The 23,602-nt window shown below is 72.5% G+C and carries 23 protein-coding genes; 12 read left to right on the top strand and 11 right to left on the bottom strand.

What is annotated here, in order from left to right; translation table 11 throughout:
* Nucleotides 1-86 precede the first annotated feature (86 nt).
* The 5 genes from QFW96_RS11680 to QFW96_RS11700 form a co-directional block, all read right to left on the bottom strand.
* Nucleotides 87-1,358, bottom strand: coding sequence for a helix-turn-helix domain-containing protein (locus QFW96_RS11680; protein WP_281455753.1), 1,272 nt, complete (start codon nt 1,356-1,358; stop codon nt 87-89).
* A gap of 88 nt (nt 1,359-1,446) precedes the next feature.
* A complete protein-coding gene (locus tag QFW96_RS11685) occupies nt 1,447-2,631 on the bottom strand; it encodes an FAD-dependent oxidoreductase (protein WP_281455601.1) in 1,185 nt (394 codons plus the stop codon).
* 251 nt (nt 2,632-2,882) lie between these two features.
* Nucleotides 2,883-4,055 (bottom strand): acyl-CoA dehydrogenase family protein, encoded by a 1,173-nt coding sequence (locus tag QFW96_RS11690; RefSeq protein WP_281455602.1) that lies wholly within the window; start codon nt 4,053-4,055, stop codon nt 2,883-2,885.
* Nucleotides 4,052-5,302: an alkyl sulfatase dimerization domain-containing protein gene (locus QFW96_RS11695; protein ID WP_281455603.1), complete on the bottom strand. Its 1,251-nt coding sequence runs from the start codon at nt 5,300-5,302 to the stop codon at nt 4,052-4,054. Before QFW96_RS11695 ends, QFW96_RS11690 begins: the two co-directional genes overlap by 4 nt.
* Before the next feature lie 15 nt (nt 5,303-5,317).
* The gene (locus QFW96_RS11700) at nt 5,318-6,868 is read right to left on the bottom strand and encodes a class I adenylate-forming enzyme family protein (RefSeq protein WP_281455604.1); all 1,551 of its coding nucleotides are present in this window, start codon (nt 6,866-6,868) and stop codon (nt 5,318-5,320) included.
* 62 nt (nt 6,869-6,930) lie between these two features.
* Between QFW96_RS11700 and QFW96_RS11705 the strand changes: the two genes are divergently transcribed.
* The 7 genes from QFW96_RS11705 (at nt 6,931) to QFW96_RS11735 (ending at nt 13,027) form a co-directional block, all read left to right on the top strand.
* Nucleotides 6,931-7,590 (top strand): TetR/AcrR family transcriptional regulator, encoded by a 660-nt coding sequence (locus QFW96_RS11705; protein WP_281455605.1) that lies wholly within the window; start codon nt 6,931-6,933, stop codon nt 7,588-7,590.
* A 91-nt stretch (nt 7,591-7,681) separates the two neighbouring features.
* Nucleotides 7,682-8,980, top strand: a complete 1,299-nt coding sequence (locus tag QFW96_RS11710) for an MFS transporter (protein WP_281455606.1) — start codon at nt 7,682-7,684, stop codon at nt 8,978-8,980.
* A gap of 72 nt (nt 8,981-9,052) precedes the next feature.
* Nucleotides 9,053-10,246 carry a cytochrome P450 gene (locus QFW96_RS11715; RefSeq protein WP_281455607.1) on the top strand — a complete coding sequence of 398 codons (1,194 nt, stop codon included), beginning with the start codon at nt 9,053-9,055 and terminating at the stop codon, nt 10,244-10,246.
* Between the two features lie 44 nt (nt 10,247-10,290).
* Complete coding sequence (locus QFW96_RS11720) at nt 10,291-10,875, top strand: TetR/AcrR family transcriptional regulator (protein WP_281455608.1); 585 nt, start codon at nt 10,291-10,293, stop codon at nt 10,873-10,875.
* 29 nt (nt 10,876-10,904) lie between these two features.
* On the top strand, nt 10,905-11,378 hold the full coding sequence (locus QFW96_RS11725) for a nucleoside deaminase (protein ID WP_281455609.1): 474 nt from the start codon (nt 10,905-10,907) through the stop codon (nt 11,376-11,378).
* A 106-nt stretch (nt 11,379-11,484) separates the two neighbouring features.
* Nucleotides 11,485-12,282, top strand: a complete 798-nt coding sequence (locus tag QFW96_RS11730) for an ion transporter (protein ID WP_281455610.1) — start codon at nt 11,485-11,487, stop codon at nt 12,280-12,282.
* A 55-nt stretch (nt 12,283-12,337) separates the two neighbouring features.
* Nucleotides 12,338-13,027, top strand: coding sequence for an HAD family hydrolase (locus tag QFW96_RS11735; RefSeq protein WP_281455611.1), 690 nt, complete (start codon nt 12,338-12,340; stop codon nt 13,025-13,027).
* A 76-nt stretch (nt 13,028-13,103) separates the two neighbouring features.
* On the opposite strand, the gene QFW96_RS11740 is transcribed toward QFW96_RS11735, so the two are convergent.
* Nucleotides 13,104-13,514: a thioesterase, FlK family gene (locus QFW96_RS11740; protein WP_281455612.1), complete on the bottom strand. Its 411-nt coding sequence runs from the start codon at nt 13,512-13,514 to the stop codon at nt 13,104-13,106.
* Nucleotides 13,511-13,747, bottom strand: coding sequence for a hypothetical protein (locus QFW96_RS11745; RefSeq protein WP_281455613.1), 237 nt, complete (start codon nt 13,745-13,747; stop codon nt 13,511-13,513). The genes QFW96_RS11740 and QFW96_RS11745 overlap by 4 nt, the downstream gene beginning before the upstream one ends.
* Nucleotides 13,748-14,158: 411 nt before the next feature.
* Here QFW96_RS11745 and QFW96_RS11750 point away from each other — a divergent pair, with 411 nt between their 5' ends.
* The gene (locus QFW96_RS11750; protein ID WP_281455614.1) at nt 14,159-15,067 is read left to right on the top strand and encodes a helix-turn-helix domain-containing protein; all 909 of its coding nucleotides are present in this window, start codon (nt 14,159-14,161) and stop codon (nt 15,065-15,067) included.
* A 6-nt stretch (nt 15,068-15,073) separates the two neighbouring features.
* Here QFW96_RS11750 and lexA read toward each other — a convergent pair whose 3' ends face one another.
* A complete protein-coding gene (gene lexA / locus QFW96_RS11755; protein ID WP_281455615.1) occupies nt 15,074-15,727 on the bottom strand; it encodes a transcriptional repressor LexA in 654 nt (217 codons plus the stop codon).
* Between the two features lie 96 nt (nt 15,728-15,823).
* On the opposite strand from lexA, the gene QFW96_RS11760 reads away from it, so the two are divergent.
* Entirely contained in the window at nt 15,824-16,558 is a 735-nt protein-coding gene (locus QFW96_RS11760; RefSeq protein ID WP_281455616.1) for a glucose 1-dehydrogenase, read from the top strand.
* Here QFW96_RS11760 and QFW96_RS11765 read toward each other — a convergent pair.
* The 3 genes from QFW96_RS11765 to QFW96_RS11775 form a co-directional block, all read right to left on the bottom strand.
* Nucleotides 16,533-17,621 carry an NAD(P)H-dependent amine dehydrogenase family protein gene (locus tag QFW96_RS11765; RefSeq protein WP_281455617.1) on the bottom strand — a complete coding sequence of 363 codons (1,089 nt, stop codon included), beginning with the start codon at nt 17,619-17,621 and terminating at the stop codon, nt 16,533-16,535. The two genes, QFW96_RS11760 and QFW96_RS11765, sit on opposite strands and share 26 nt — an antisense overlap.
* A gap of 26 nt (nt 17,622-17,647) precedes the next feature.
* A complete protein-coding gene (locus tag QFW96_RS11770) occupies nt 17,648-18,607 on the bottom strand; it encodes a hypothetical protein (protein WP_281455618.1) in 960 nt (319 codons plus the stop codon).
* Between the two features lie 100 nt (nt 18,608-18,707).
* Nucleotides 18,708-19,577 carry a LysR family transcriptional regulator gene (locus QFW96_RS11775; RefSeq protein WP_281455619.1) on the bottom strand — a complete coding sequence of 290 codons (870 nt, stop codon included), beginning with the start codon at nt 19,575-19,577 and terminating at the stop codon, nt 18,708-18,710.
* A 102-nt stretch (nt 19,578-19,679) separates the two neighbouring features.
* Here QFW96_RS11775 and kdgD point away from each other — a divergent pair, with 102 nt between their 5' ends.
* The 3 genes from kdgD to QFW96_RS11790 are packed head-to-tail and all read left to right on the top strand — an operon-like array spanning nt 19,680 to nt 23,523.
* Nucleotides 19,680-20,600 (top strand): 5-dehydro-4-deoxyglucarate dehydratase, encoded by a 921-nt coding sequence (gene kdgD / locus QFW96_RS11780; protein WP_281455754.1) that lies wholly within the window; start codon nt 19,680-19,682, stop codon nt 20,598-20,600.
* A gap of 2 nt (nt 20,601-20,602) precedes the next feature.
* Nucleotides 20,603-22,183 (top strand): aldehyde dehydrogenase (NADP(+)), encoded by a 1,581-nt coding sequence (locus QFW96_RS11785; protein WP_281455620.1) that lies wholly within the window; start codon nt 20,603-20,605, stop codon nt 22,181-22,183.
* Nucleotides 22,184-22,200: 17 nt separating this feature from the next.
* The gene (locus tag QFW96_RS11790; protein WP_281455621.1) at nt 22,201-23,523 is read left to right on the top strand and encodes an enolase C-terminal domain-like protein; all 1,323 of its coding nucleotides are present in this window, start codon (nt 22,201-22,203) and stop codon (nt 23,521-23,523) included.
* Nucleotides 23,524-23,602 lie beyond the last annotated feature (79 nt).

Here is a 23,602-nt window from a genome sequence, read left to right on the forward strand (position 1 = left end):
TTGCCCTTGAGTGGTCGCGATCACATGACACCAGTCATGGAGCCACACCGGAGACGGGCGCGCACGGGTTGCAGGGGGTTGCAGCGTCAGCCGCGCACCGCCGGGGCGGTGGAGTGCGGCAGCAGCGCGGCCGGGTCGTCGGGCCGCAGCACCTCGACGTCGACGTTCTCGCTGAACCGGTACGGGCGCCTGCCGAGCAGGCCGCCGAGGGTCCGGCGCAGCCGTGACATCTCGGCCCGCACCGTGACCGTGCGCCGCTCGTCGCCGAAGACCTCGGCGGCCAGCTGCGCGGCCGTGCACCCGCCGGGGTGGGCGGCCAGCAGGAACAGCAGTTCCGCGTGCCGGGGGCTCAGCGGGTGGCTCCAACCGCCCGCGGCCGAGTCGACCTCGACGTGGGCCTGGGAACCGCGCAGGTCGAGCCGTGCGCGGGTGCGCTCGTCGAGCGCGGCGGTGGCGTCGTCGTCGAGCAGCCGCACCAACCATCCGCCCGGCACCGGTTCGACCGCGCAGTCGCCGAGCGCGGGCAGCCACGCGCGTCCCGCGCCGCATCCGGCGGGCAGCGCGACGTGGTCGACCGGGCCGAGGCCGGTGGAGGCGGCGACCCACCCGTGCGGGTCGGTGACCGCGGCCCGGCCGGAGACCCGCGACAGCAGCGGGACGGCGCTGCCGCGCAACCCTTCGAGCGCGGTGAGGTGGGTGGTGCGCAGCTGTGCCTCGGCCAGCTGCGCGACCGTCTGCACCAGGGCGAGGGTGGTGGGGCTGACGGTGGAGGCGGGGCCGGACAGGTCGACCGCGCCGAGCAGCCGGCCGGTGCGCGGGTCGTGCAGGGGTGCGCTGGCGCAGGTCCAGGCGTGGTGGGTGCGCACGTAGTGCTCGGCGGAGTACACCTGGATCGGCAGGCCCGTGACCAGGGCGGTGCCGATCGCGTTGGTGCCCACGACGTCCTCGCCCCAGCTCATGCCCTCGACGAAGCCGAGCGAGTCGGCGTTGCGGCGCACCGCGGCGCTGCCGTCCCGCCACAGCACGTGCCCATCGGCGTCGGTGATCACCATGATGTTCGCGGTCTGCTCGGCGACCCCGCCGAGGCGGCTGCGCAGCAGCGGCAGGACCTCGGACAACGGCGACTCCCGCCGCCGCTCGGCCAGCTCGTCGGCCCGCAACTGCCGAGGCGCGCGCCCCCGCTCGGGATCGATCCCCCGCGACCGCATCCGCCCCCACGAAGCCCCGATCACCGCCCGAGGGCGAGCGGGCGGGGTCTCCCCGGCGAGCGCCGCGTCGTGAACCCGAGCCAGCAGCCGCGCGTACCGGTGGGGGTCCTCCCCCACCGGCAACGCCGCCTCCAAGCTCTCCTCGCGCACGACCCAAGTGTGACCCACGCCGCAACCCCCGCCAACCGCGAGAACCGCGGTTCTCGACCCGACGAGGACTGCGGTATCCGTCCTGGTTTCAGCTGGTCTTGGAGGTCCAGTCGATGTGGTGGTCGTAGGCCCAGCCCCGGCCCATCGGGGGTTTGCGCTGCCAGGCGAAGGCCCGCTTGGTCTTGGCGCGGAGGTCCCGGAGGCGGCGGGACAGGGGGTGGTGGGCTCGGCTGGTGCCCGTTCGGCCCATCGCGACGACCGCTTCGACCCGCTCCCGGCGGAGGTGTTCGAAGGCCGCGAAGGCCGCTGCGGGGGTGGTGTGATCGCGGAGGCAGCGGGCGAGCTGGACCCCGTCCTCGACCGCCATCGCCGCGCCCTGCTCGGAGGCGGGTGGGGCCACGTGCAGGGCGTCTCCAATGATGATCGCGCGGTCGCGGTGCCAGCGCGGGACGTGCGGCAGGGCGTGGTCGTCGAAGGACAGGATGCGCTCGGAGTTGCCGACGACGGTCGGGGCGAGGGTGTCGTCGGCGGCGAACAGCTCGGTCATCTCGGCGCGCAGCGCGTCGACGTCCTGAGGTGCGTCGCGGCGGCGCGGGACCGGGGAACGCAGGCTGGTGAACCAGAAGCAGCCGCCGGAGTGCGAGTCGCGGGTGGCGGCGAAGAAGCCCTTCGCGCCCACGTAGGAGCGCAGCACCTCCGGGGGCGGCGGTTCGCAGCCCGGTTCGGCCGCGTAACCGTAGATCGTGCGGGTGCCCAGGCGCTCCGGTTCCGGCCCGTCGGGGTTGATCCGGCCGCGCACCAGCGAGTTCGCGCCGTCCGAACCGACGAGGACGTCGCCCTCGACGCGGCTGCCGTCGGCCAGCGTCACCGCGGCGGCGGCCGGGTCGGCCTCGACGACGCGGGAACCGTGCCGGAACTCGGCGCCGCGTTCGAGTGCCTGCTCGCGCAGCACCGCCGAGAGCACCGGCCAGTGCATGACGCGCGGCAGTCCGCGCTCCGAGCTCGGATCGGCGCCCAGCGAGTACCCGACGCGGGTGCCGTCGGGGCGGATGCGCTCGGTGCGCACCAGCGGGAACGAGCGGGCGATCACCGGCTGGTGGGCGTCCACAGCGCGCAGCGCGTCCATCCCGTTCGGGTTCAACCGGACCACCGCGCCCTCGCCGTGGTCGGCCGGGCGCGATTCCACCACGGTCACCGCGATTCCGGCGCTGCGCAGGGCCAGCGCCAGCGCAGTCCCCGCGATCCCTCCCCCGCTGACAACGACGTGCTCCACAGCATCCCCCAGGACACTCGACCGATCCACGACCTCCCGGCACCCTAGCCCGGCGGACCGGCCGATCTCCCTAGAAAACCCGCGACCGCCCGAAACGCACCGACGACCACCCGATGCCGGATTCCGACCCGAACGGCCCCCGGCTCTCCCGCGGTCCCCCCGATTCCAAATGGAAATCGGGGGGCCGACTTCCATTGAAATCGGGTCAACTCGGTGCGGGGGCGTCGTGGGGACCGTTCGGTGTCGGCGCGTCAGCCCAGCAGGTATTTCGCGATGGCGTTCTTCTGGATCTCGGAGGAACCCGTGAGGACGCGGAACATGCGCAGTCGGCGGAACAGCGACTCGACCTCCGAGCCGCGGACCATCCCGGCCTTGCCGTGGAGCTGCATCGCGTCGTCGGCGATGCGGAAGGCGTTCTCGGCGACGAACAGCTTGCACATGAAGGCCTCCGTCGCCGGGCGCCTGCCTGCGTCGAGGTCGGCGAGCGCGTCGTAGGTCATGGCGCGCGCCGCGTAGTGGGCGGTGGCCATGTCGGCGAGCTTGTGCTGCACGCTCTGCAACCCGGCCATCGGCCCGCCCGCGACCTCACGACCCCGGACGTGCTCCCGCGTCAGCGCGATCAGCCTGCGGGTGCTGCCCAGCACCGTCGGGCAGTGCAGCAACCGGTTGGTGGTGACCCGGCCGAGTCCGATGCGCAGCCCCTCCCCCACGTCGCCGAGCAGCTGCTCCGGCCCGACGTAGCAGTCGTCGAGGACGATGTCCGCCTCGATGTGCTGGCCGGACAGCGGCACCTCGCCGGGCAGCACCGAGCACCCGGGCGAGTCGAGGTCGACCAGGAACGCCGAGTAGCTCTCCTGCTCCCCGGCCATCCGCGCCACCAGCACCGAGAAGTCGGCGAACGGCCCGGCGGAGCTGAACACCTTGTGCCCGCTGATCCGCCAGCCCTCACCGTCCGGCGTGGCGGTGGTGCGCATGGCGCGGACGTGCGAGCCCGCGTCCGGTTCGGTCAGCGAGAAGCAGCACGCGCGGTCGCCCTCGACGACCGGTCGCAGGTAGCGCTCGACCTGCTGCGGCGTGGCGTGACCGAAGATGGCCCCGGCGCGCAGCGGTCCGCCCATGTCACCGAGCACGCTGTGGCCGAGCACCCGGCCGGACGCGGCGACCTCCTCCTTGAGCACGGCGAGCCGGGTGGCGCTGAGCCCGCGCCCGCCGTGCTCGGGCGGCAGGTGGATGCCGTAGAAACCGAGCTGCCGGGCGCGTTTCCACACCGGCTGCAGGATCTCGCGCCCGTACTTCGACTCGTGGTCGAGCTCGTGGCGCCGCTCGTAGTCGGCGAGTTCGCCGTGCAGGTACTCGCGCAGCTCGGCGACCAGCCCGGCGAGTTCGGGATCGTGGTCGTGGGTGGGTTCGAGCTCGAAGCTCACGCCGTCTCCTCCCCTGCCAACTCGCGGGAGGACCGGGCTGTCTCGCCGAAGATCCCGCGCGCCATCAGCGATTCCTCCGCTTCGGCCCGCGCCTGGTAGATCTCGGAGCGAACCCGGTGCAGCGCGGGCGTTCCCGGCTCGGCCCGGGTGGCCATCTCGGCCAGGTGCCCGGCCAGCCGCAGGTCTCCGGTGTCGCGGGCGCGCAGCGCGGCGTCGGCGAGGACCCGCGCGCCACCGGCGAGTTCGGCCACGGCTGCGGCCAGCACCGCGTCGGGCGCGGGCTTGAGGTGAGCCGGGTTGCCGTCGTACCAGCCGCCGTAGCGGCGCCAGAGGTTGCGCACCACGAACTCCGGTTCGTCGTAGCGGGCGCGCAGGTAGACCCGGTCCGCCAGGTGCGGCGGCGGGCTCACCCGCTGCACGATCTCGTCGAGCGGGTGACCGTCGTTCATCATCCCGAGCGTCTGCTCCACCAGGGATTCGAGCCATTCCGCGGTCTCGGTCAGCGCCTGCTCGATGCGATCGGCGCCGAAGACCGGGGCGCCGTGCGAGGGCAGCATGATCTCGGCGCCGAGCCCGGCCATCCGCCGCAGCGCCTGCGCCCACTCGCGGGGGTAGCGCTGCGCCTTCTGCGGGTTGCCGCAGTTCGGGCTCACCCAGACGAACAGGTCGCCGGGCAGCAGCAGCCGGTGCTCGGGGACGTAGGCGACCGCGGCGTCGTCGGTCTCGCCTTCGGCGTGGAACAGCTCGAAGGTCAGCCCGGCGCGGGTGAGGGTGAGCGCGTCGCGGAAGGTGACGTCCGGAAGCCGGTAGCTGCGCGGCCAGCGCAGGTCGGCGATGCCGAACTGGCGCCGGTTGATCAGGGCGTTGTAGCCGGCGGTCAGCGCGTAGCGGTCGAACCGGTCGCGGACCCGTTCCTGGGCGATGACCTGCGGCGGACGGGGTTCGGCGTCGAACGGGTCGAGCCCGCCGACGTGGTCGATGTGGCCGTGGGAGTAGAACGCCAGCGTCAGCGGGTCGGCGCTCCACTCGCGCAGGATCGCGTGGGTGCGCTTCGCCGACAGCGGGTTGCCGGTGTCGAAGAGCAACAGCTCGTCGGCGGAGCGGAAGGCGATGGCGTTGCCGAAGCCGGGCAGCAGGCCCAGCCCGTCGGCGATGTCGACGACGGCCTCACCGCGAGCGCTCCCGGCGATGTGGTCGTCGAGCTCGCCGTTCCAGACCTGGTCGGCGTAGGTTCTGATGTCGCTCATGCGGTCTCCTGGGGCTCAGCCGATGCGGCGGTCGACGCCGGTCCAGTCGCGTTCGCGCAGCGCGCGGCGGTCGACCTTGCCGGTGCGGGTGCGGGGCAGGGCGTCGAGGAACTCGACGACGCGCGGGAGCTTGTGCCGGGCGATGCGGGCCGCGCAGGCCTCGACCAGCGCGTCGGCGTCGACGTCGGATCCGGGGCGGCGCACGACGCACGCCTTGACCGTCTCGCCCCACTCGTCGTCGGGAACGCCGTAGACGCAGGCCTCGTCGACGTCGGCGTGGGTGTAGAGGGCGGCTTCGACCTCGGTGCAGTAGACGTTGTAACCGCCGGAGACGATCATGTCCTTCTTGCGGTCGACGAGGAACAGGTAGCCGTCCTCGCGGAACCGGCCGAGGTCTCCGGTGCGCACCCAGCCGTCGCGGAACGTCTCGGCGCTGGCCTCGGGCGCCCGGTGGTACTGCCGCACGCAGTCCGGGCCGCGCGCGACGACCTCGCCGATCTCGCCGGGCGGCACGGGCTTCCCGTTGTCGTCGACGACGCGCACCTCGGTGTCGAAGACCGGACGTCCGCACGACAGCAGCAGTTCGGGGTCGGCTTCGACGGCGTGCGCGATCTCCTCGGCCGAGAGGTGGGTGATCGCGCTGGTGGTCTCGGCCTGCCCGTAGCCCTGCGCGACGACGGGCCCGAAGGCCGCGACCGCCTCGCGCAGCCGGGTGGGGCTGACCGGGGCGCCGCCGAGGGTCAGCGAGCGCAGGCTCGACAGGTCGCGCTCGGCCAGCGTCGGCGAGGCCAGCACCCGGTTGAGCATCGCGGGCACCAGGAACGTGGTGGTGACGCGTTCGCGTTCGAGCACGTCGAGGTAGCCCTCGACGTCGAAGGCGGGCAGCACGACCACGGTCGACCCGCGGAAGAAGCAGGACAGGATGCCCATGCCGCTGGCGTGGGTGATCGGACCGGGCGCGAGGTAGACCTCGGTCTCGCCGGTGCCGCGCATCGCGAGCTTGCGCAGGCAGGCCAGCCGGTTGCCGACGGTCTGCACGGCGGCCTTGAGGGTGCCGCTGGAGCCGGAGGTGAAGTTCAGGACGGCCGGGTCGTCGGGCGAGACGTCGACGGCGATCTCCGCCTCGTCGCCCTCGGCGACCAGCTCGGAGTACGAGAGACCTTCTCCCGCATCGAGTTCCACCACGAGCACGTCGTCGCCGAGGATCGGGCGGAGGGTGTCGCGGTGGGCCCGGTCGACGAACACCGCTCGCGGCTCGGCGTCGGCGACGACCTGGCCGATCTCGGCCGACGACAGCCGCGGCGAGAGCGGGACCCGCACGAGACCGGCCTTGCACAGGGCCATCTCGACGACGACGAGCTCGCCCCGGTTGCCCGCGAGGGTCGCCACGCGGGTGCCCTCGGTGCATCCGCGGGCCCGCAGCGCGGAGGCGATCCGGTTGCTCTCGGCATCCAGCTCCCGGTAGGTCCAGCGCTGATCCGCGCAGGTCAGCGCGGTCACGTCCGGGCGGTTCCGGGCGGTGCGCGTCAGGTAGTGACCGAGGTTCACGCCACTTGTTCGCAACATGACGACCATTTATAGACAGACCGTCCAGGATTGTCCAGGGCGTCCGCTGGCAGAATCAGCGCATGCCCACCAACGCCCCGACCACGACCGGCGGCTCCCGCCGGGACACCCCGCGCCGCGAGGACCGCAGGACGCGGCGCACCCGCACCGCGCTGCAGACCGCGCTCGTCGACCTCGCCCTGGAGCGCGGCTACGCCCCGCTGACCGTCGAGGAGATCGCCGAGCGGGCCGACGTCGGGCGCGCGACGTTCTACACGCACTACAGCGACAAGGACGAGCTCTTCGACGCGGTCGTGCGCACCCTGCTCGGCGAGCTCGCCGAGCGCACTCAGCCCGCGCTGGACACGGCGGAGGGCTTCAACGGACGCCCGGTGCGCGCCCTGTTCGAGCACGCCGAGGAGCGCAGCGAGGTCTACCGGCTGATCCTGCGCGGCGACGGCGACGGCCGGGCGCTGCACGCGCTCACCGAGGCGCTGTCCCGGTCGGTGCGCGCCGAGTTCTCCGGCCGCGCCGAGACCAACGGCGTGACACCGCGACTGGACATCGACCTGCTGGCGCGCACCTGGGTCGGCGAGGTGACCGCCGTGCTGACCTGGTACTTCGCCAGCCCAGAACCGCCGATGCCGCTGCCCGAGGCGGCGCGGATGCTGGCCTCGCTGTCCCGGCACGGCCGGTGGTGGGGCCTCGGCTTCGACGGCCCGCCACCGGACCTCGAATCCTGAGAGCCGCTTGAGCCGACCCGCACCTCGGGTTAGTTTCTGGACAGCTTGTCCATGACTGGACCTGCTGTCTCGAACAGTGAGGAGCGGTGCCGTGCTGCCACATCGTCGTGAGCTGCAGACCTATCCGACCGGCGCGCGGCGGCGCGGTTTGCTCGCCGCCGCGATCCTGGCCATGTTCCTCACCGCCTACGAGGGGCAGCTCGCGCCGGTGCTGAGCCTGCTGCTCGCCGACCTGGGCATGCCGCTGGGCCGCTACGGCGCGATCACCGCGGTGTCGCTGCTGGTCGGCGCGGTGGCCGGGTTCGTCGGCGGCAAGCTGGTGGACCGGCTGGGCCGGGTGCGGCTGATGGTGCCGTTCCTGTTCCTGTCCGGCCTGGCGTGCCTGTTCATGGCCACCTCCACCTCCGAGGCGCAGTTCACCGCCGCACGCGTCCTGCTCGCGCTCGTCGAGGGCATCGCGGCGGCCGGAAGTGCCCCGCTGGTGCGGGATTTCGCGCCGCGGATGGGCCGGGCGCAGGCGTTCGCGTTCTTCTCCTGGGGCACCGTCGGCGCCAACTTCTTCGCCGCGGCCATCACCGCGCTGACGCTGGACCTGCTCGGCGGGACCTGGCAGGCGCAGCTCTACCTGATGGCCGGGATCTCGCTGGCCGGCGCGGTCGTGGTCGCCGCGACGCTGCGCGAGCTCGCCCCGCCGGTGCGGCGCGAGATCCGGCTGTCCGAGGAGGCCGTCCGGCCGATCACGCCGACCAGGACCGGCTCCCCGCTGCGGAACGCGACGGCGTGGACCTACGTGGCGGCGATGTCGGCGCTGTTCCTGCTGCTGGGCACGCTCAACGCCTACGGCCAGGTCCTGCTCGGCGAGGCGCTCGGGGTTCAGGTGCGGTTCGCGTCGCTGATCATGATGTTCTTCTGGGGCGCGAACCTCGTTGCGAGCCTGGGACTCTCGCGCTGGTCGGACCGGCTCCAGCGGCGCACCCCGTTCCTGCTCACCGGCGGAGCGACCTCGGCGGCGGCGCTGCTGGCGCTCATCGCCCTGCTGGGACTGGGCACCGACGCCCCCGCAGCGGCCGTCGTGGTGGTGTTCATCGGCCTGGGCGTCGCGCTCGGTGCGATCTTCGGGCCGTGGATGGCGGCCTTCGCCGCCTACGTCGAGGAGATCCACGTCGACGCCGAGGGCACGGCCTTCGGCCTGCAGCACCTGGTCAGCAGGCTCGTCGTGCTCGCGGCGGTGCTGCTGGCCCCCCGGCTGGCCGACGCCGCGGGCTGGTCGGCGTGGCTGCTGGTCACGCTCGCGGCGGTGGTCGTCTTCCTCGCCCTGATCCTGCTCCTGCACCGCAGGAACCCGGAGCGGGCACCCGAGACCGTCGCGGAGCGCGCTCCCACCGGATGAGCGTGGCAGACCCCACCTAAGTGCTAGTAGCCTCTCACTTAGACGTGGAATGCGAGGAAGGGCGGGCGGACGATGACGGCGGAACTGGCGCTGCCGATGCGACGCGACGGGTTCGGGCCCGCCGCCGAGCTCGGCGAGGTGCGCGACGGCGACGGCGTGGTGCGGGTCGACTCGCCCTTCGGCCAGACCGGGTACCTGGTGACCCGCTTCGCCGACGTGCGACGCGTGCTCGGCGACCCGGCGCGGTTCAGCAACGCCCGGGCCCGCGCCACCTCACCGCTGGAAGCCCGGCTCAGCGACGAGGAAGCCGCCCGGTTGCGGGCCGGTGGCCTGCTCGGTTACGACCCGCCGGAGCACTCGCGGCTGCGCCGGATGCTCACCCCGGAGTTCACCGTGCGCCGGATGCGCCGGCTCGAACCGCGGATCGTGGAGATCGTCGAGGCCGCCCTCGACGACGTCGAGCGGGCGGGCAAGCCCGCCGACCTGGTGTCCCGCTTCGCGCTGCCGGTGCCCTCGCTGGTGATCTGCGAGCTGCTGGGCGTGCCCTACTCGGATCGCGACGAGTTCCAGAGCATCTCGGCCCGACTGCTCGACACCTCGCTGCCGGCGGATGAGCGGATGGCCGCCCAGCACGCCAACCGCGACTACATGGCCGGGCTCGTCGAGCGCGCCCAGGCCGACCCGGGCGAGGACATGCTCGGGATGCTGGTGCGCGAGCACGGTTCCGACATCACCACCGACGAGCTGGTCGGCATCTGCTCGCTGCTGCTGCTCGCCGGGCACGAGACCACCTCGAACATGCTCGGGCTGGGAACCCTCGCGCTGCTGCAGAACCCGGACCAGCTCGCCCTGGTCCGCGACGACCCGGCGATGATCGAGCCCGCCGTGGAGGAGCTGCTGCGCTGGCTGTCCATCGTGCACTCGGTGGCGATGCGGATGACCACCGAGGAGGTGGAGATCGCCGGGAACACCATTGCGGAGGGCGAGCTGGTGATGCTGTCGATCCCCACCGCCAACCGCGACGCCTCGTTCATCGACGACCCGGAGACCCTCGACATCACCCGGGGAGTCGGCGGGCACCTCGCGTTCGGCCACGGCGTGCACCACTGCCTCGGCGCCCCGCTGGCGCGGATGGAGATGCGCATCGCCTTCCCGGCGCTGCTGCGCCGCTTCCCCGGACTGGCGCTGGCGGATCCGGAAGCGCAGCCGGACTTCCGCGTCTTCAACGCCGTCTACGGGCTGGAACGGCTGGAGCTGACCTGGTGAGCGCCTGAGCTCGCGGCCGTGCGGTGCTGTTACGGTCCCGTGCCATGGCGGAGCGGACATTGCGGGCGGACGCCGCGCGCAACCACCAGCGGATCGTCGACGCCGCGCTGGCGGCGTTCGAGGACGCGGGGCCGGACGTCACGCTCGACGAGATCGCCGACCGCGCGGCCGTGAGCGTCGCGACGCTCTACCGGCGCTTCGGAAACCGGGACGAGGTGGTGCGCGCGGCCTTCGACCACGTGCTCACCACGGAGGTCGAGCCGGTGGCCGACGCGCGCACCGACGACGCCTGGCACCACCTGACCGACCTGCTGCGCACGGCCGTCGACTCCCTCGCCCGGCGCCGGGGACTGCTCGCGGTGGCCCGGGAGGCCCGCGTCGTCGACGTGGAAAGCGTGCAGCGGTGCGCGAATTCGCTGCGGCGGATGCTGGACCGCGCGATCGCCGAGGGCGTGGTCCGGCCGGAGCTGGAGGTCCGCGACCTGGCCGCGGTCATCTTCATGGTGCTGAGCACCGTCCACCCCGACGACCCCGAGGGCCGGGACCGCCGCCGCTACCTCGCGCTGCTCATCGACGGTCTGCGCCCGTCGCCGGACGTGCTGCCTCCCCCGTCCGCGCGCGGCCGGTGAGCGCGAGGGCCTCGCGCTAGCGTGAACGCATGACCATCAGCGACACCGACCGCGATTTCCTGCGCCGCGCCGTGGGACTCGCCGCCCGCGCGCTGGAGTCCGGGGACGAACCGTTCGGTTCCGTGCTCGTCTCCCCCGAGGGCGACGTGCTCTTCGAGGACCACAACCACGTGTCAGGTGGCGACCGCACCCAGCACCCCGAGTTCGCGATCGCGCGCTGGGCGGCGGACAACGTCGTCGCCGGGGTCCGCCCGCGCTGCACCGTCTACACCTCCGGCGAGCACTGCCCGATGTGCTCGGCGGCGCACGCCTGGGTCGGGCTGGGCCGCATCGTCTACGCCTCGTCGTCGGCGCAGCTCGGCCAGTGGGCCGGTGAGCTGGGGCTTCCCGCCTCGCCCGTCGCGTCGCTGCCGATCGAGGCGGTCGCACCGGGTGTCGACGTCGACGGACCGGACCCGGAGCTGGCGCAGGAGGTGCGCGCGCTGCACGCCCGCCGGGCCTGACCCCGCTGTGCCGTGGACGACAGTCGGTCGTGCCTGCGCGGGATCCCGGACGTCGCCGGTTAAGTTGATCGGCGATCACACCGAGTACGACGTCGGGGGACGACACGTGAGCACACGCGAACGGTTGCGCGAGCTGGTCGAGGCACCGCGGTTCCAGCAGTTCATCATCGGGGTCATCCTGCTCAACGCGGTGACCTTGGGCTGCGAGACCTCGCCGTCGCTGGTCGAGGACTACGGCGAGGTGCTGCACGCGGCCGACCGGATCGCACTGCTGATCTTCACCGTCGAGCTCGGCGCCCGCCTCTACGCGCACGGGCCCCGGTTCTTCCGCGACCCGTGGAACTGCTTCGACGCGATCATCGTGGGCGTCGCGCTGCTGCCGACGACGGGTTCGCTCGGGGTGCTGCGGGCGCTGCGGATCCTGCGGGCGCTGCGGCTGATCTCGGCGATCCCCAGCATGCGGCGGGTCGTCGGAGCCCTGCTGGGCGCGCTGCCGGGCATGGCCTCGATCGCGGCGCTGCTGGCACTGATCCTCTACGTGGGCTCGGTGATCGCGACCAAGCTGTTCAGCGCCGTCGCCCCGGAGTACTTCGGCGACCTGGGCGCCTCGCTGTTCACCCTGTTCCAGGTCATGACCGGGGAGGCCTGGTCGGAGGTGGCGCGGTCGGTGATGGAGGCCGAGCCGCTGGCGTGGATCTTCTTCATCGGCTACATCGCGGTCACCACCTTCACGGTGCTCAACCTGTTCATCGCGGTGACGGTCTCGGCGATGGAGTCGCAGGTGGCCCGCGAGCACGAGCGCGCCGAGGAGAACCAGACCGCGATCCTGCTCGCCGAGCTCCAGCAGCTGCGCGAGGAAGTTCGCGGCCTGCACACCGCGGGGCAGAAGCCCTCGACCGACTAGGGTTCATGCGTGCGGCGGAGCCGCATCCGACCGCGGAACAGCCCTGAGGAGCGTTGTGGACGACCGGCTGGTGTTGTGGGACGTCGACCACACGCTGATCGATTCGGTGGGGTTGGGCGGCGCGGCCTACGAGCGGATCTTCCCGCAGGTCACCGGAGAACCCGTGCGGGAGCGGGCGATGATGGACGGGCGCACCGACCTCGGCACCATCGACCGGATGCTGCGCGCCCACGCCCTCGAACCGACCCGCGAGAGGGTGGCGGCGATGACCGCGGCGCTGGCCGAGGTCTTCGACGAGGTGCGCGGGGAGCTGGTCGCCCGCGGCCGGGTGCTGCCCGGGGTGCGGGAGGCGTTGTCGGCGTTCGACGCCGATCCGGCGGTGCACCAGAGCGTGCTGACCGGCAACACCGCGGAGGTCGCGCGGATCAAGCTCGACGCGTTCGACCTGCTCGGCCACTTCGACCTGGCGATCGGCGCTTTCGGCGACGACCACCTGCGCCGGGGCGGTCTGGTGCCGGTCGCCCGGGAGCGGGCGGCGCGGGAGCTCGGCATCGACTTCTCCCCCGAGCGGATCGTGCTCATCGGCGACACGCTCAACGACGTGCGCGCTGCCCACGAGTCGGGTGCGCGGCTGGTCGCGGTCGCCACCGGTTCCCACAGCGCCGACGAACTGCGGTCCGCCGGCGCCGAGGTCGTCTTCGACGCCCTGCCCGCGCCGGAGGAGCTCCGGGCGGCGCTGGGCTGAAACGCGCGTCCTGGACGGCCTGCTCGCGTCTGCGCGGGTGAGCAGGCCGCGTCCAGGTGTTCGGCTAACGGAGCGCTCATCGGTAGAGCTTCCGGTGGAAGCGAGCGCGGTCGACGGTGGCCACCTGGTGGTGCAGCACCCCGGCCTGCCGGCCGGTGTCGACGTTGATCGCGCGGGCGGTCCAGGTCTGGCGGCCGACGTCGGGCGCCGGGCCTCGTTCGACCTCGATGCGCACCACCTGACCGGGCAGCGTCGGCGCGGTGTGCTCGTACACCCCGCCGCAGCCGAGCATCGCGAACTCGTCGGGCACGTCGGGGGCGAGCAGCTCCCAGGTCGCGTCCTCCAGCATCGCGATCATGGTGCCGGTGGCGAGCACCGGTTCGCCGCGCCGCGCCAGCAGGGTTCCGGGCAGGATGCTCGGCACGGTGTGCGCGGGCGTGATGGTCCGCGTGCAGCTGTGCACCTGGACCGGCTGGGTGTTGGTCACGACCGGTCCCCTCCCAGCAGCGCCGGGGCGGTGGTGATCACGGCGCCGCCGGTGCGGATCGGGTCTTCCAGCAGCCCGGGTCCGCAGGGGTCGCGCCAGAACACGGCGCAGTCGGGGCAGAACCAGCGCTGCAGCGGGGGTTCCAGCCACCGCACCTCGCCGGTGCACAGTGGACAGTTCAGGGCCAGCACTTCCGGCGCCGGCCCGTATCGATTCAGTCCGACAGCGGTCATCCCATTCCTCCGATTCGTTCGAGCGGCTCCTCCGTTGTCCGCTTCGTCGGGAAGTATCGACCGGACCAAGATCGAAACTGAAGTGGCGCGATCGCCCGCGTTCACCGATCGGGCGGCATGTCGAACCTCCCCGTGAGGCGATAGTCCACAAAGGATCAACCGAAAGTGGAACAACCAAAATGACACGGTACGAGCCTGTTCCGATAATCCACTGTGGACTTAATCACACGGATCACCGGTAGGCCGTGCGCTCCCCCGAAAACCGAACACCCGTACCGGTGCCGGAACCCGGCCGAGCGCTCCGCGCGCGGCCCGTCCGAGGCGCCGTCGGGGTGACGAATGGGGCTCTCGGAAGTTCCGTTGGAAAATGGGCTTGAGTCTCCAGTCGGTGGAAGGTTGAAGGTGGATCCCGTGAGCGAGGAACCCGAGCTGTTCACCATCGGTGAGCTGGCGCAGCGGACCGGGCTGGCGGTGCGGACCATCCGCTTCTGGTCCGACAGCGAGGTCGTGACGCCCAGCGGGCGTTCGGCCGGCGGCTACCGGCTCTACGACGCCGAAGCCGTCGCGCGCCTGGACCTGGTGCGCACGCTGCGGGAACTGGGGCTGGACCTGGCCTCGGTGCGGCAGGTGCTGTCGCGCCAGGTCACGGTCCAGGACGTGGCCGAGGAGCACCTGCGGGCGCTCGACGGGGAGCTGCGCACCCTCCAGACCCGGCGCGCCGTGCTGCGGTGGATCGCTCGCCGAGGAACCACGACCGAGGAGATGAGGACCATGCACGAGGTGGCCAAGATGTCGGCCGACGAGCGCCAGCGCATCATCGACGACTTCGTCGGCACGACCTTCGAGGGCATCGACGACGACGCCCCGGGCGCGCACATCGCCCAGGGCATGCGCTCGATGCCACCGGCTCTACCGGACGACCCCACCACCGAGCAGGTGGACGCGTGGGTCGAGCTCGCCGAGCTCGTCGCCGACGAGGACTTCCGGCGCCGCTGCCGCGAGATGGCGGTGACCGGGGCCCAGGGCATCGAGCAGCCGGGCGGTTACACGCCGGAGAAGGTGATGGAGCACGGCGCCGAGGCGCTGCGCGAGGGCGTCGCACCGGAATCCGCCCGCGGCGCGGAGTTCCTGGACCGCATCGTCGACCCGGGCTTGGGCGCGGAGGAGCGGCTGGCGCTGGCCGACACGGTCGAGACCTTCACCGATCGGCGCGTCGAGCGCTACTGGCAGCTGCTGGGCGTGCTCAACGGCTGGCCCGCGTTCGAGCCGCACGTGCCGAACTTCGAGTGGCTCATCGCGGCGCTGCGCGCCCACGCGTGAGTCCGCTCAGACGTTGCGGAGCACGGAGACGACCGTGCCGAGGATGACGGCGTCGTCGCCGTCGATGACCTCGTAGTCGGGGTTGCGGGGTTCGAGGTGGACGTGGCCGTTGCGGCGGCGGAAGACCTTGACCGTGGCCTCGTCGTCGAGCATCGCGGCGACGATCTGCCCGGAGTGCGCCTCGGACTGCTGGCGCACCACGACGATGTCGCCGTCGCAGATGGCGGCGTCGACCATCGAGTCACCGCGCACGCGCAGCCCGAACACGTTGCCGCGGCCGGTGAGCTCGCGCGGCAGCGTCAGCACGTCGTCGACGTGCTCCTCGGCGGCGATGGGCGTTCCGGCGGCGATGTCGCCGACGACCGGCACCGGGACGTTGCGCTCGTCGCCGGACCCGGAACGCCCGTCGCGCAGGAAGAGTCGCACGTCGATCGGCCGGGACAGGGTTTCGCTGCGCTTCAGGAAGCCCTTGTCCTCCAGGGCCGCCAGGTGCCGGGACACCGAGGAGGTGGAGCGCAACCCGACCGCCTCACCGATCTGCCGGGTGCTCGGCGCGTAGCCGTGCTCGACCACCCAGTCCCGGATGGTGGCCAGGATGCGCTGCTGGCGCTCCGGCAGGGCCGAGGCGTCCAGGTGGTCGAGGTCGTCGAATGCGGTCATCCGGACCATCCTAATCCTCCCGTCGGACGCATGATCGACCTGGTCAGCGCGCTCGTGATTGAAACATGTTCTACATCTCGGGTAGCGTCGTCCGGCATGGGACGCGTGGAGGGCACAGCAGCCGTCATCACCGGTGGGGCTCGGGGCATGGGCGCCGCGCACGCTCGGGCGCTCGTCGCCGAGGGCGGGCGGGTCGTCATCGGCGACATCCTCGACGAGCAGGGCCAGGCGCTGGCCGACGAGCTCGGCGAGGCCGCCCGCTACGTGCACCTGGACGTGACCGAGCCCGAGGACTGGGCGCGGGCCACCGAGCTCGCGGTGGCCGAGTTCGGGCTGCTCAACGTCCTCGTGAACAACGCGGGCATCGTCAACGGCAGCGCGATCGAGCACTTCGACCTGGCGCGCTGGCAGAAGATCCTCGACGTCAACCTCACCGGCACGTTCCTCGGCATGCAGGCCGCCGTGGAGCCGATGAAGGCGGCGGGTGGCGGCTCGATCATCAACGTCTCGTCGATCGAGGGCCTGCGCGGAAGCCCTTGGGCGCACGGCTACGTCGCCACCAAGTGGGCCGTGCGGGGGCTGGCGAAGTCGGCGGCGCTGGAGCTCGCACCGCACAAGATCCGGGTGAACTCCCTGCACCCCGGGCTGATCCGCACGCCGATGACCGAGAACATCCCCGAGGACATGATCAAGACCCCGCTGGGCCGCGCCGCCGACCCGGAGGAGGTCGCGACGTTCGTGGTGTTCCTGGCCAGCGAGGAGTCGTCGTTCGCGACCGGCTCGGAGTTCGTCGTCGACGGCGGGCTCACCGCCGACGTGCCGCACGACTGAACCGACCCCTGCCGGTCCCCAGCGGCAGGTCGAGGGTCGTGCGGATGCCGGGTTCTGCGGCCACCACCGCCGGGATGGCGTTCACGATGCGGCCCGCGGCGGCGACGATCGCGGCGTGGTTGTGGTCGCCCTCCCGGCTGCTCGGGCAGATGTCGACGGCGTAGGACGGCTCACCGGTGATCTCCACCCGGTAGGAACCGCCGGGCTGGGCCGGTCGTGCCCAGTCCGGCCGCAGGTCGTCGCGCAGCCGGGTCACGTGCTCGACGACGATCGCGGGCTCACCGGCCACCACGCCGGTGATCTCGAAGCGGACCGCGGCGGTGCCGCCCGCGGGGATGTGGCCGGCCGCGACGTCGAACGCCTCCGGCGCGGGTTCGCGCTCGACGTGCTCGGTGATCTCGTCGACCTCGATGCCGAAACCCGCCGCGAGCTGCCGGATCGTCGTCCCCCACGCCATGCCGAGCACGCCCGGCCGGTAGAGCATCGGCGTCTCGTCCCCTGGCTTGCCGAAGCCCATGACGTCGAACATGACCTCGGCGCCGTCGTAGGTGGCGTAGTCGGCGATCTCCAGGCAGCGCACCCGCTCGACGCGACGGCAGGTGCTCGCCAGCGCGAACGGGATGAGGTCGTTGGCGAAACCGGGGTCCACACCGGTGATGAACAGGCTCGCTCCGCCCTCGCGGGCGGCCCGCTCCACGGGTTCGATCATCTCCGGCGGGAACACCTGCCACGGGTACTGGAAGGTCACCGGGGCCGAGCCGACGACGTCGATCCCGGCTTCCAGCAGCCGCCGGACGTCGGCGATCGCCTCCACCGGGCGGGTGTCGCCCATCGCGCAGTACACGGCGCAGTCCGGGCGCGCGGCCAGGACGTCGTCGAGCTCACCGGTCGCGGTGAGGCCGGTGACGACGTCGAGCCCGGCGAGGGCACCGGCGTCGCGCCCGATCTTGTCCGGGTTCGACACCCACACGCCGACCAGCTCGCACTCGTCCGCCTCGATCAGCCCCGCCAGGGCGAGCCGCCCCACGTTCCCGGTTCCCAGGTGAGCCACCCGAATCGCCACAGCGCCTCCTCGCGTCCGCGCCGAGACTACCCGCGACCGCTCCATTTTTGGAACATGTTCCACGTCGGCTGGGGCGCCGCGACCGCGCGCACCGCCACCACCCCCGCCGCGACGAGCGCCAGTACCCCGGCGCCTTCCAGCACCGCCGGGACGGCACCGGCCGGGTCGAGCCCGAACAGCGTCACCACCACGACGACCGCTGCGAAGGCTCCGTACCCGGATGCGGCGAGCCGAACGACGGTGAGGCGGAAGCGTTCCGGGCGCTCGGCGTAGCGCAGGAACCAGGCCAGGGCGGGCAGCACGAGAACCCCGTGCATCGTGGCCGCGTGCGCGGGCTTGAGCCCGGCGGTGAACGCGAACGCCTGCGCCACGTCGCCCTGCACGCGGGTGAGCACCGTTCCCCGGGCCATCATCAGCACTCCGATCGCCAGCGCGACCATCAGCGAGAGGAACCCGACGCGCAGCGCCAGCCGCATGCTCGGCGGGACGTCCGCGTGCCTGCGCAGAACGGTCGCCGTCACCGCGGTGATCACCCCGACGATCGCGACCGCTCCCAGCGCCGCCGAGGCCGCGGCGACGACGTCGGCGGCGGTGGCCGTCTCGGGCGGGATGAAGTGCGACGGGACTCGCCGCCACGCCTGCATCGTGATCCCGGCGACCTCCACCGCGCACGCCGCGGCGAAGATCGCCAGCAGCCGCGAGCGGCTCCGGGGGCGCATCGGCACGAACGACAGCACCCAGGTCAGCGTGGCCAGCGTCAGCCCGAACGACAGGCCGAAGGTCGCCGGTTTGCGCCAGGACAGCGGCCCGCTCCACTGCCCGCCCGTCACCAGCAGCACGCCGAGGTGGACCAGCCCGCTGACCAGCAGCAGCGCCGCCACCCGGTAGCAGGCGCGCTCCCCCCGCGACCCGCTCCGGTAGGCCTCCGCCAGGTCGGTGGCCATCGCCCGGAGCGCCCATCGCCCGCGCGGCGTCGTCGTGGTCATCGCGCACCTCCGCTCGTCACCGACGATGCTGCGCGCTGCCGGGCCCGCGAACATCCGTCGGCGCGCGGCGCGCGGCCTGCGCACCGCGACGTAGCGGCGCCTAGACCAGCTCCAGGAAGGTGTGCAGAACCGGGTTGTCGTTGCTGCCGCGCCAGGCGAGGTGGAGCTCGACGGGGTCCGGGACCGGCAGGCGGACCGGCCGCAGGGCGACGCCCTCGAAGCGCAGCCGCGCCGCCGTCGAGGGCACCAGGGCGATGCCGAGACCGACCTCGACCAGCGCGAGGACGGTGTGCACCTGGTCGGCGTGCTGCACGTAGGACGGGTGCACGCCCGCCTCGCCGAACAAGCCCACCATCAGGTCGTAGAAGTAGCGGGCCGCGAACGGCGAGTACCCCACCACCGTCGCGCCGTGGAAGTCCGCCAGGTCGACCTCGTCCTGCTCGGTCAGCGGGTGCTCCACCGGCAGGGCCGCGACCAGCGGTTCGGAGCGCAGCAGCCGGGACTCCAGCCCGGGCGGGGTCGGCGGCCGGACCAGACCCACGTCGAGCGCGTCGGCGGAGATCCGCTCCAGCTGGTCGCCGCTGACCAGCTCGTGCAGCACCACCTCGACGTGCGGCAGGTGGCTGCGCGCGGTGTTGAGCAGCCCGCCGAGCACGCCGTAGGCCGACGTGGCGGTGAAGCCCAGCCGCAGCACGCCGGTGCGGCCGTCGGTCACCCGGCGCACCGAGCGGGCCGCGTTCTCGGCGTCGTGCAGCAGTCGGCGGGCGTCGCTCAGGAACGAGCGCCCGGCCGGGGTGAGCCGCACGGTGCGGCTGCTGCGGTCGATGAGCCGGACCGCCAGTTCGCGCTCCAGCTGCTGGATCTGGCGGCTCAGCGGCGGTTGGGTCATGTTCAGCCGGGCGGCGGCGCGGCCGAAGTGGCCCTCTTCGGCGACCGCGACGAATCCGGCGAGTTGGGTGATGGTGAACATCGATGCAGTCCCGGTATCAGTGGATGCTTAATCGGAGTTGGACGCGCATTGATGGACGACTCTAACGTCAGCCTCGACCAAGCACCGGACCTGGAGGAAACGATGTCCCGCTTCTCGCCCGCCGAAGTCGCCGAACGGCTCGCCAGCGGGCTTCTCTCGTTCCCGGTGACGCACTTCAACGAGGACCTGAGCTTCGACGAGGCCGCCTACCGGGACAACATCGGCTGGCTGTCGGGCTTCGGCGCGACCGGGCTGTTCGCGGCGGGCGGGACCGGCGAGTTCTTCTCGCTGACCACCGCCGAGGTGGAGCGCGTGGTCGCCGCCGCCGCGCAGGAGGTTCCCGCCGACGTCCCGGTGATCGCCCCCGCCGGCTACGGCACGGCCTCGGCCGTGGAGCTGGCCCGCGCGGGTGAGCGCGCCGGCGCCGACGGGCTCCTGCTGCTCCCGCCGTACCTCACCGAGGCGCCGCAGGAGGGCCTGATCGAGCACGTCCGCGCGGTGTGCGCGGCCACCGACCTGGGCGTGATCATCTACAGCCGCGCCAACGCCGTCTACTCCGACGAGACCGTGGTGCGGTTGGCCGACGAGTGCCCGAACCTCATCGGCTTCAAGGACGGCGTCGGCGACATCGAGAAGATGACCCGGATCTACTCCCGCGTCGGCGACCGCCTGACCTACGTCGGCGGCCTGCCCACCGCCGAGACGTTCGCCCTGCCCTACCTGGAGATGGGCGTGACGACCTACTCCTCGGCGATGTACAACTTCGTGCCCGAGTTCGCGGTGCGCTTCTACGACGCCGTCCGCGAGCGCGACCGGGCCACCGCGTACCGGTACCTCAACGAGTTCGTCCTGCCCTACTGCGACATCCGCAACCGCAGCGCCGGTTACGCGGTGAGCATCGTCAAGGCGGGCATGCGCGCCATCGGCCGCCCGGCGGGCCCCGTCCGGGCGCCGCTGACCGACCTCGACGACACCGAGCTGAAGCTGCTGACCGAACTGATCGAACGCGTCCCGGAGGCGTGAGCATGACCCAAGTGACCGGACAGATGATCATCGCGGGCACACCGGTGTCCGGTGCCGGGAACCAGATCCGCGCGATCGACCCGAGCACGGGCGCCGAGCTGGAGCCGCCGTTCGCCCACGGCGACGCCTCCCACGTCGAGCGCGCCTGCGCCGCGGCGGCCGAGGCCTTCGGCCCGTACCGGCGGCTGCCGATCGCCGAGCGCGCCGCGTTCCTGGAACGCATCGCCGACAACATCGAGAAGGTCGGCGACGAGCTGGTCGAGCGGGCGCACGCCGAGTCGGGGCTGCCGGTGGCGCGCCTGACCGGCGAGCGCGGCCGCACGACCGGGCAGCTGCGGATGTTCGCGACGTTGCTGCGCAACGGCGACCACGACATCCCGCGCATCGACCCGGCCCTGCCGGACCGCACTCCCCCGCGCGTCGACATCCGGCAGCGCCACGTGCCGCTGGGGCCGGTGGCGGTGTTCGGGGCGAGCAACTTCCCGCTGGCCTTCTCGGTGGCCGGCGGCGACACCGCCTCCGCGCTGGCGGCCGGGTGCCCGGTGGTGGTCAAGGGCCACGACGCGCACCCCGGCACCGCCGAGCTGGTGGGTCGCGCGATCGCCGACGCGGTCGCCGACCTGGGACTTCCCGCCGGGACGTTCTCGCTGCTGTTCGGCCGCGGCCCCGACCTGGGAACCCGGCTGGTGACCGACCCGCGCGTCCAGGCGGTCGGGTTCACCGGCTCGCGCGCCGGGGGCCTGGCGCTGGTGGCCGCCGCGCAGTCGCGGCCGCAGCCGATCCCGGTGTACGCGGAGATGAGCAGCAGCAACCCGGTGTTCCTGCTGCCCGGCGCGCTGGCCGAGCGCGGCGGCGAGATCGCCACCGGTTTCGTGGGCTCGCTGACGCTGGGATCGGGGCAGTTCTGCACCAACCCGGGCGTGGTGATCGCGGTCGACGGGCCGGAGCTGCGCTCCTTCCTCGACACCGCCGCCGACGCCGTCGCCAAGCGCGAGGCCGGGGTCATGCTCACCCCGGGCATCGCCCGCGCCTACGCCGAGGGCGTGACGCGGCTGGCCGAGCACGCGAAGGTCGAGGTGCTCGCCCAAGGCCCGGAGACTGACCTGCCGGTGGCGGGACGACCGGCGCTGGTGGTCACCGACGCCGCGGAGTTCCTGGGCGACGAGGCGCTGCAGCAGGAGGTGTTCGGGTCCTGCTCGGTCGTGGTGCGCTGCCGCGACGCCGCGCAGGTCCGCGAAGTCGCCGAGTCGCTGGAGGGCCAGCTGACCGTCACCGTGCACGCCGCCGACTCCGACCACGCCCAGGCCGCCGAGCTGCTGGACGTGCTGGAGCTCAAGGCGGGCCGGATCCTGTTCGACGGCTGGCCGACCGGCGTCGAGGTCGGGCACGCGATGGTCCACGGTGGACCGTTCCCGTCCACTTCGGACTCGCGGACGACCTCGGTGGGCACGCTGGCGATCGAGCGGTTCCAGCGTCCGGTGGCCTACCAGGACGTTCCCGCCGCGCTGCTGCCCGACTCGCTGGCCGACGGCAACCCGGCCGGGTTGCTGCGGCGCGTCGACGGCGAACCCGGCAGGCACTGACCACTCGGAGAGGCACCATGACACCCGTGATCTCGCAGCTGCGCGTCATCCCGGTCGCCGGGCACGACAGCATGCTGCTCAACCTCAGCGGTGCGCACGCGCCGTTCTTCACCCGGAACCTGCTGGTGCTCACCGATTCCGAGGGGCGCACCGGGGTCGGCGAGGTGCCCGGCGGCGAGCCGATCCGCGCGACGTTGGAGGAGTCGGCGGAGCTGGTCGTCGGGCAGCCCGTGGCGCGGCTGCGCTCGGTGCTGCGGGAGGTGCACGCGCGCTTCGCCGACCGGGACTCCGGCGGCCGCGGCGCGCAGACCTTCGACCTGCGGGTCACCGTGCACGCGGTGACCGCGATCGAGTCGGCGATGCTGGACCTGCTCGGCAAGCACCTGGGCGTGCCGGTGGCCGAGCTGCTCGGCGACGGGCAGCAGCGGGCCGAGGTCCCGGTGCTGGGCTACCTGTTCTTCGTCGGCGACCGCACCAAGACCGACCTGCCCTACCTGGCCCCCGGTGACGGCGACGACTGGTCGCGGCTGCGGCACGAGGAGGCGCTGACGCCGGAGGCGGTGGTGCGCCTGGCCGAGGCGGCCCGCGAGCGCTACGGGTTCCGCGACTTCAAGCTCAAGGGCGGTGTGCTGCCCGCCCGCGAGGAGGCCGAGGCGGTCACCGCGCTGGCCGAGCGGTTCTCCGACGCGCGGATCACGTTGGACCCCAACGGCGGCTGGTTGCTGTCAGAGGCGATCGAGGTCGGCCGCTCGCTGCGCGACGTGCTCGCCTACGCCGAGGACCCGTGCGGTGGCGAGGGCGGGTACTCGGGCCGGGAGACCATGGCGGAGTTCCGCCGCGCCACCGGGCTCCCCACCGCCACCAACATGATCGCCACCGATTGGCGGCAGCTGGGTCACGCGGTCCGCGCGGGCGCGGTCGACATCCCGCTGGCCGACCCGCACTTCTGGACGATGAGCGGCTCGGTGCGGGTGGCGCAGTTCTGCCACGACTGGGGCCTGACGTGGGGTTCGCACTCCAACAACCACTTCGACGTCTCGCTGGCGATGTTCACCCACGTCGCCGCCGCGGCCCCGGGCGAGATCACCGCGATCGACACCCACTGGATCTGGCAGGACGGCCAACGCCTGACCCGAAACCCCCTGCAGATCTCCGAAGGTCGACTCCCGGTCCCCACGACCCCGGGTCTGGGCGTCGAACTCGACGAGGACCGGGTCGCCGAAGCCCACGACCTCTACCTCCGGCACGGTCTCGGCTCCCGCGACGACGCCGCGGCCATGCAGTACCTCATCCCGGGCTGGGCCTTCGACCCCAAACGCCCCGCCCTGGACCGCCCCTAACCCCCGCCCAAAATCCACCCGATCAAGCCCCTCAAGACGAATACCGGGGTTTTCGACCGGTCGAAAACCCCGGTTTTCG

The organism is Saccharopolyspora ipomoeae (assembly GCF_029952525.1).
Taxonomy (GTDB): domain Bacteria; phylum Actinomycetota; class Actinomycetes; order Mycobacteriales; family Pseudonocardiaceae; genus Saccharopolyspora; species Saccharopolyspora ipomoeae.

Coding starts and splice junctions, on each gene's coding strand:
- QFW96_RS11705 (WP_281455605.1), top strand. CDS start 6,931: ATGCCCACCAACGCCCCGACCACGACCGGCGGCTCCCGCCGGGACACC.
- kdgD (WP_281455754.1), top strand. CDS start 19,680: ATGTCCCGCTTCTCGCCCGCCGAAGTCGCCGAACGGCTCGCCAGCGGG.
- QFW96_RS11745 (WP_281455613.1), bottom strand. CDS start 13,747: ATGACCGCTGTCGGACTGAATCGATACGGGCCGGCGCCGGAAGTGCTG.
- lexA (WP_281455615.1), bottom strand. CDS start 15,727: ATGACCGCATTCGACGACCTCGACCACCTGGACGCCTCGGCCCTGCCG.
- QFW96_RS11695 (WP_281455603.1), bottom strand. CDS start 5,302: ATGAGCGACATCAGAACCTACGCCGACCAGGTCTGGAACGGCGAGCTC.
- QFW96_RS11720 (WP_281455608.1), top strand. CDS start 10,291: ATGGCGGAGCGGACATTGCGGGCGGACGCCGCGCGCAACCACCAGCGG.
- QFW96_RS11760 (WP_281455616.1), top strand. CDS start 15,824: ATGGGACGCGTGGAGGGCACAGCAGCCGTCATCACCGGTGGGGCTCGG.
- QFW96_RS11790 (WP_281455621.1), top strand. CDS start 22,201: ATGACACCCGTGATCTCGCAGCTGCGCGTCATCCCGGTCGCCGGGCAC.
- QFW96_RS11715 (WP_281455607.1), top strand. CDS start 9,053: ATGACGGCGGAACTGGCGCTGCCGATGCGACGCGACGGGTTCGGGCCC.
- QFW96_RS11700 (WP_281455604.1), bottom strand. CDS start 6,868: ATGTTGCGAACAAGTGGCGTGAACCTCGGTCACTACCTGACGCGCACC.
- QFW96_RS11770 (WP_281455618.1), bottom strand. CDS start 18,607: ATGACCACGACGACGCCGCGCGGGCGATGGGCGCTCCGGGCGATGGCC.
- QFW96_RS11785 (WP_281455620.1), top strand. CDS start 20,603: ATGACCCAAGTGACCGGACAGATGATCATCGCGGGCACACCGGTGTCC.
- QFW96_RS11775 (WP_281455619.1), bottom strand. CDS start 19,577: ATGTTCACCATCACCCAACTCGCCGGATTCGTCGCGGTCGCCGAAGAG.
- QFW96_RS11725 (WP_281455609.1), top strand. CDS start 10,905: ATGACCATCAGCGACACCGACCGCGATTTCCTGCGCCGCGCCGTGGGA.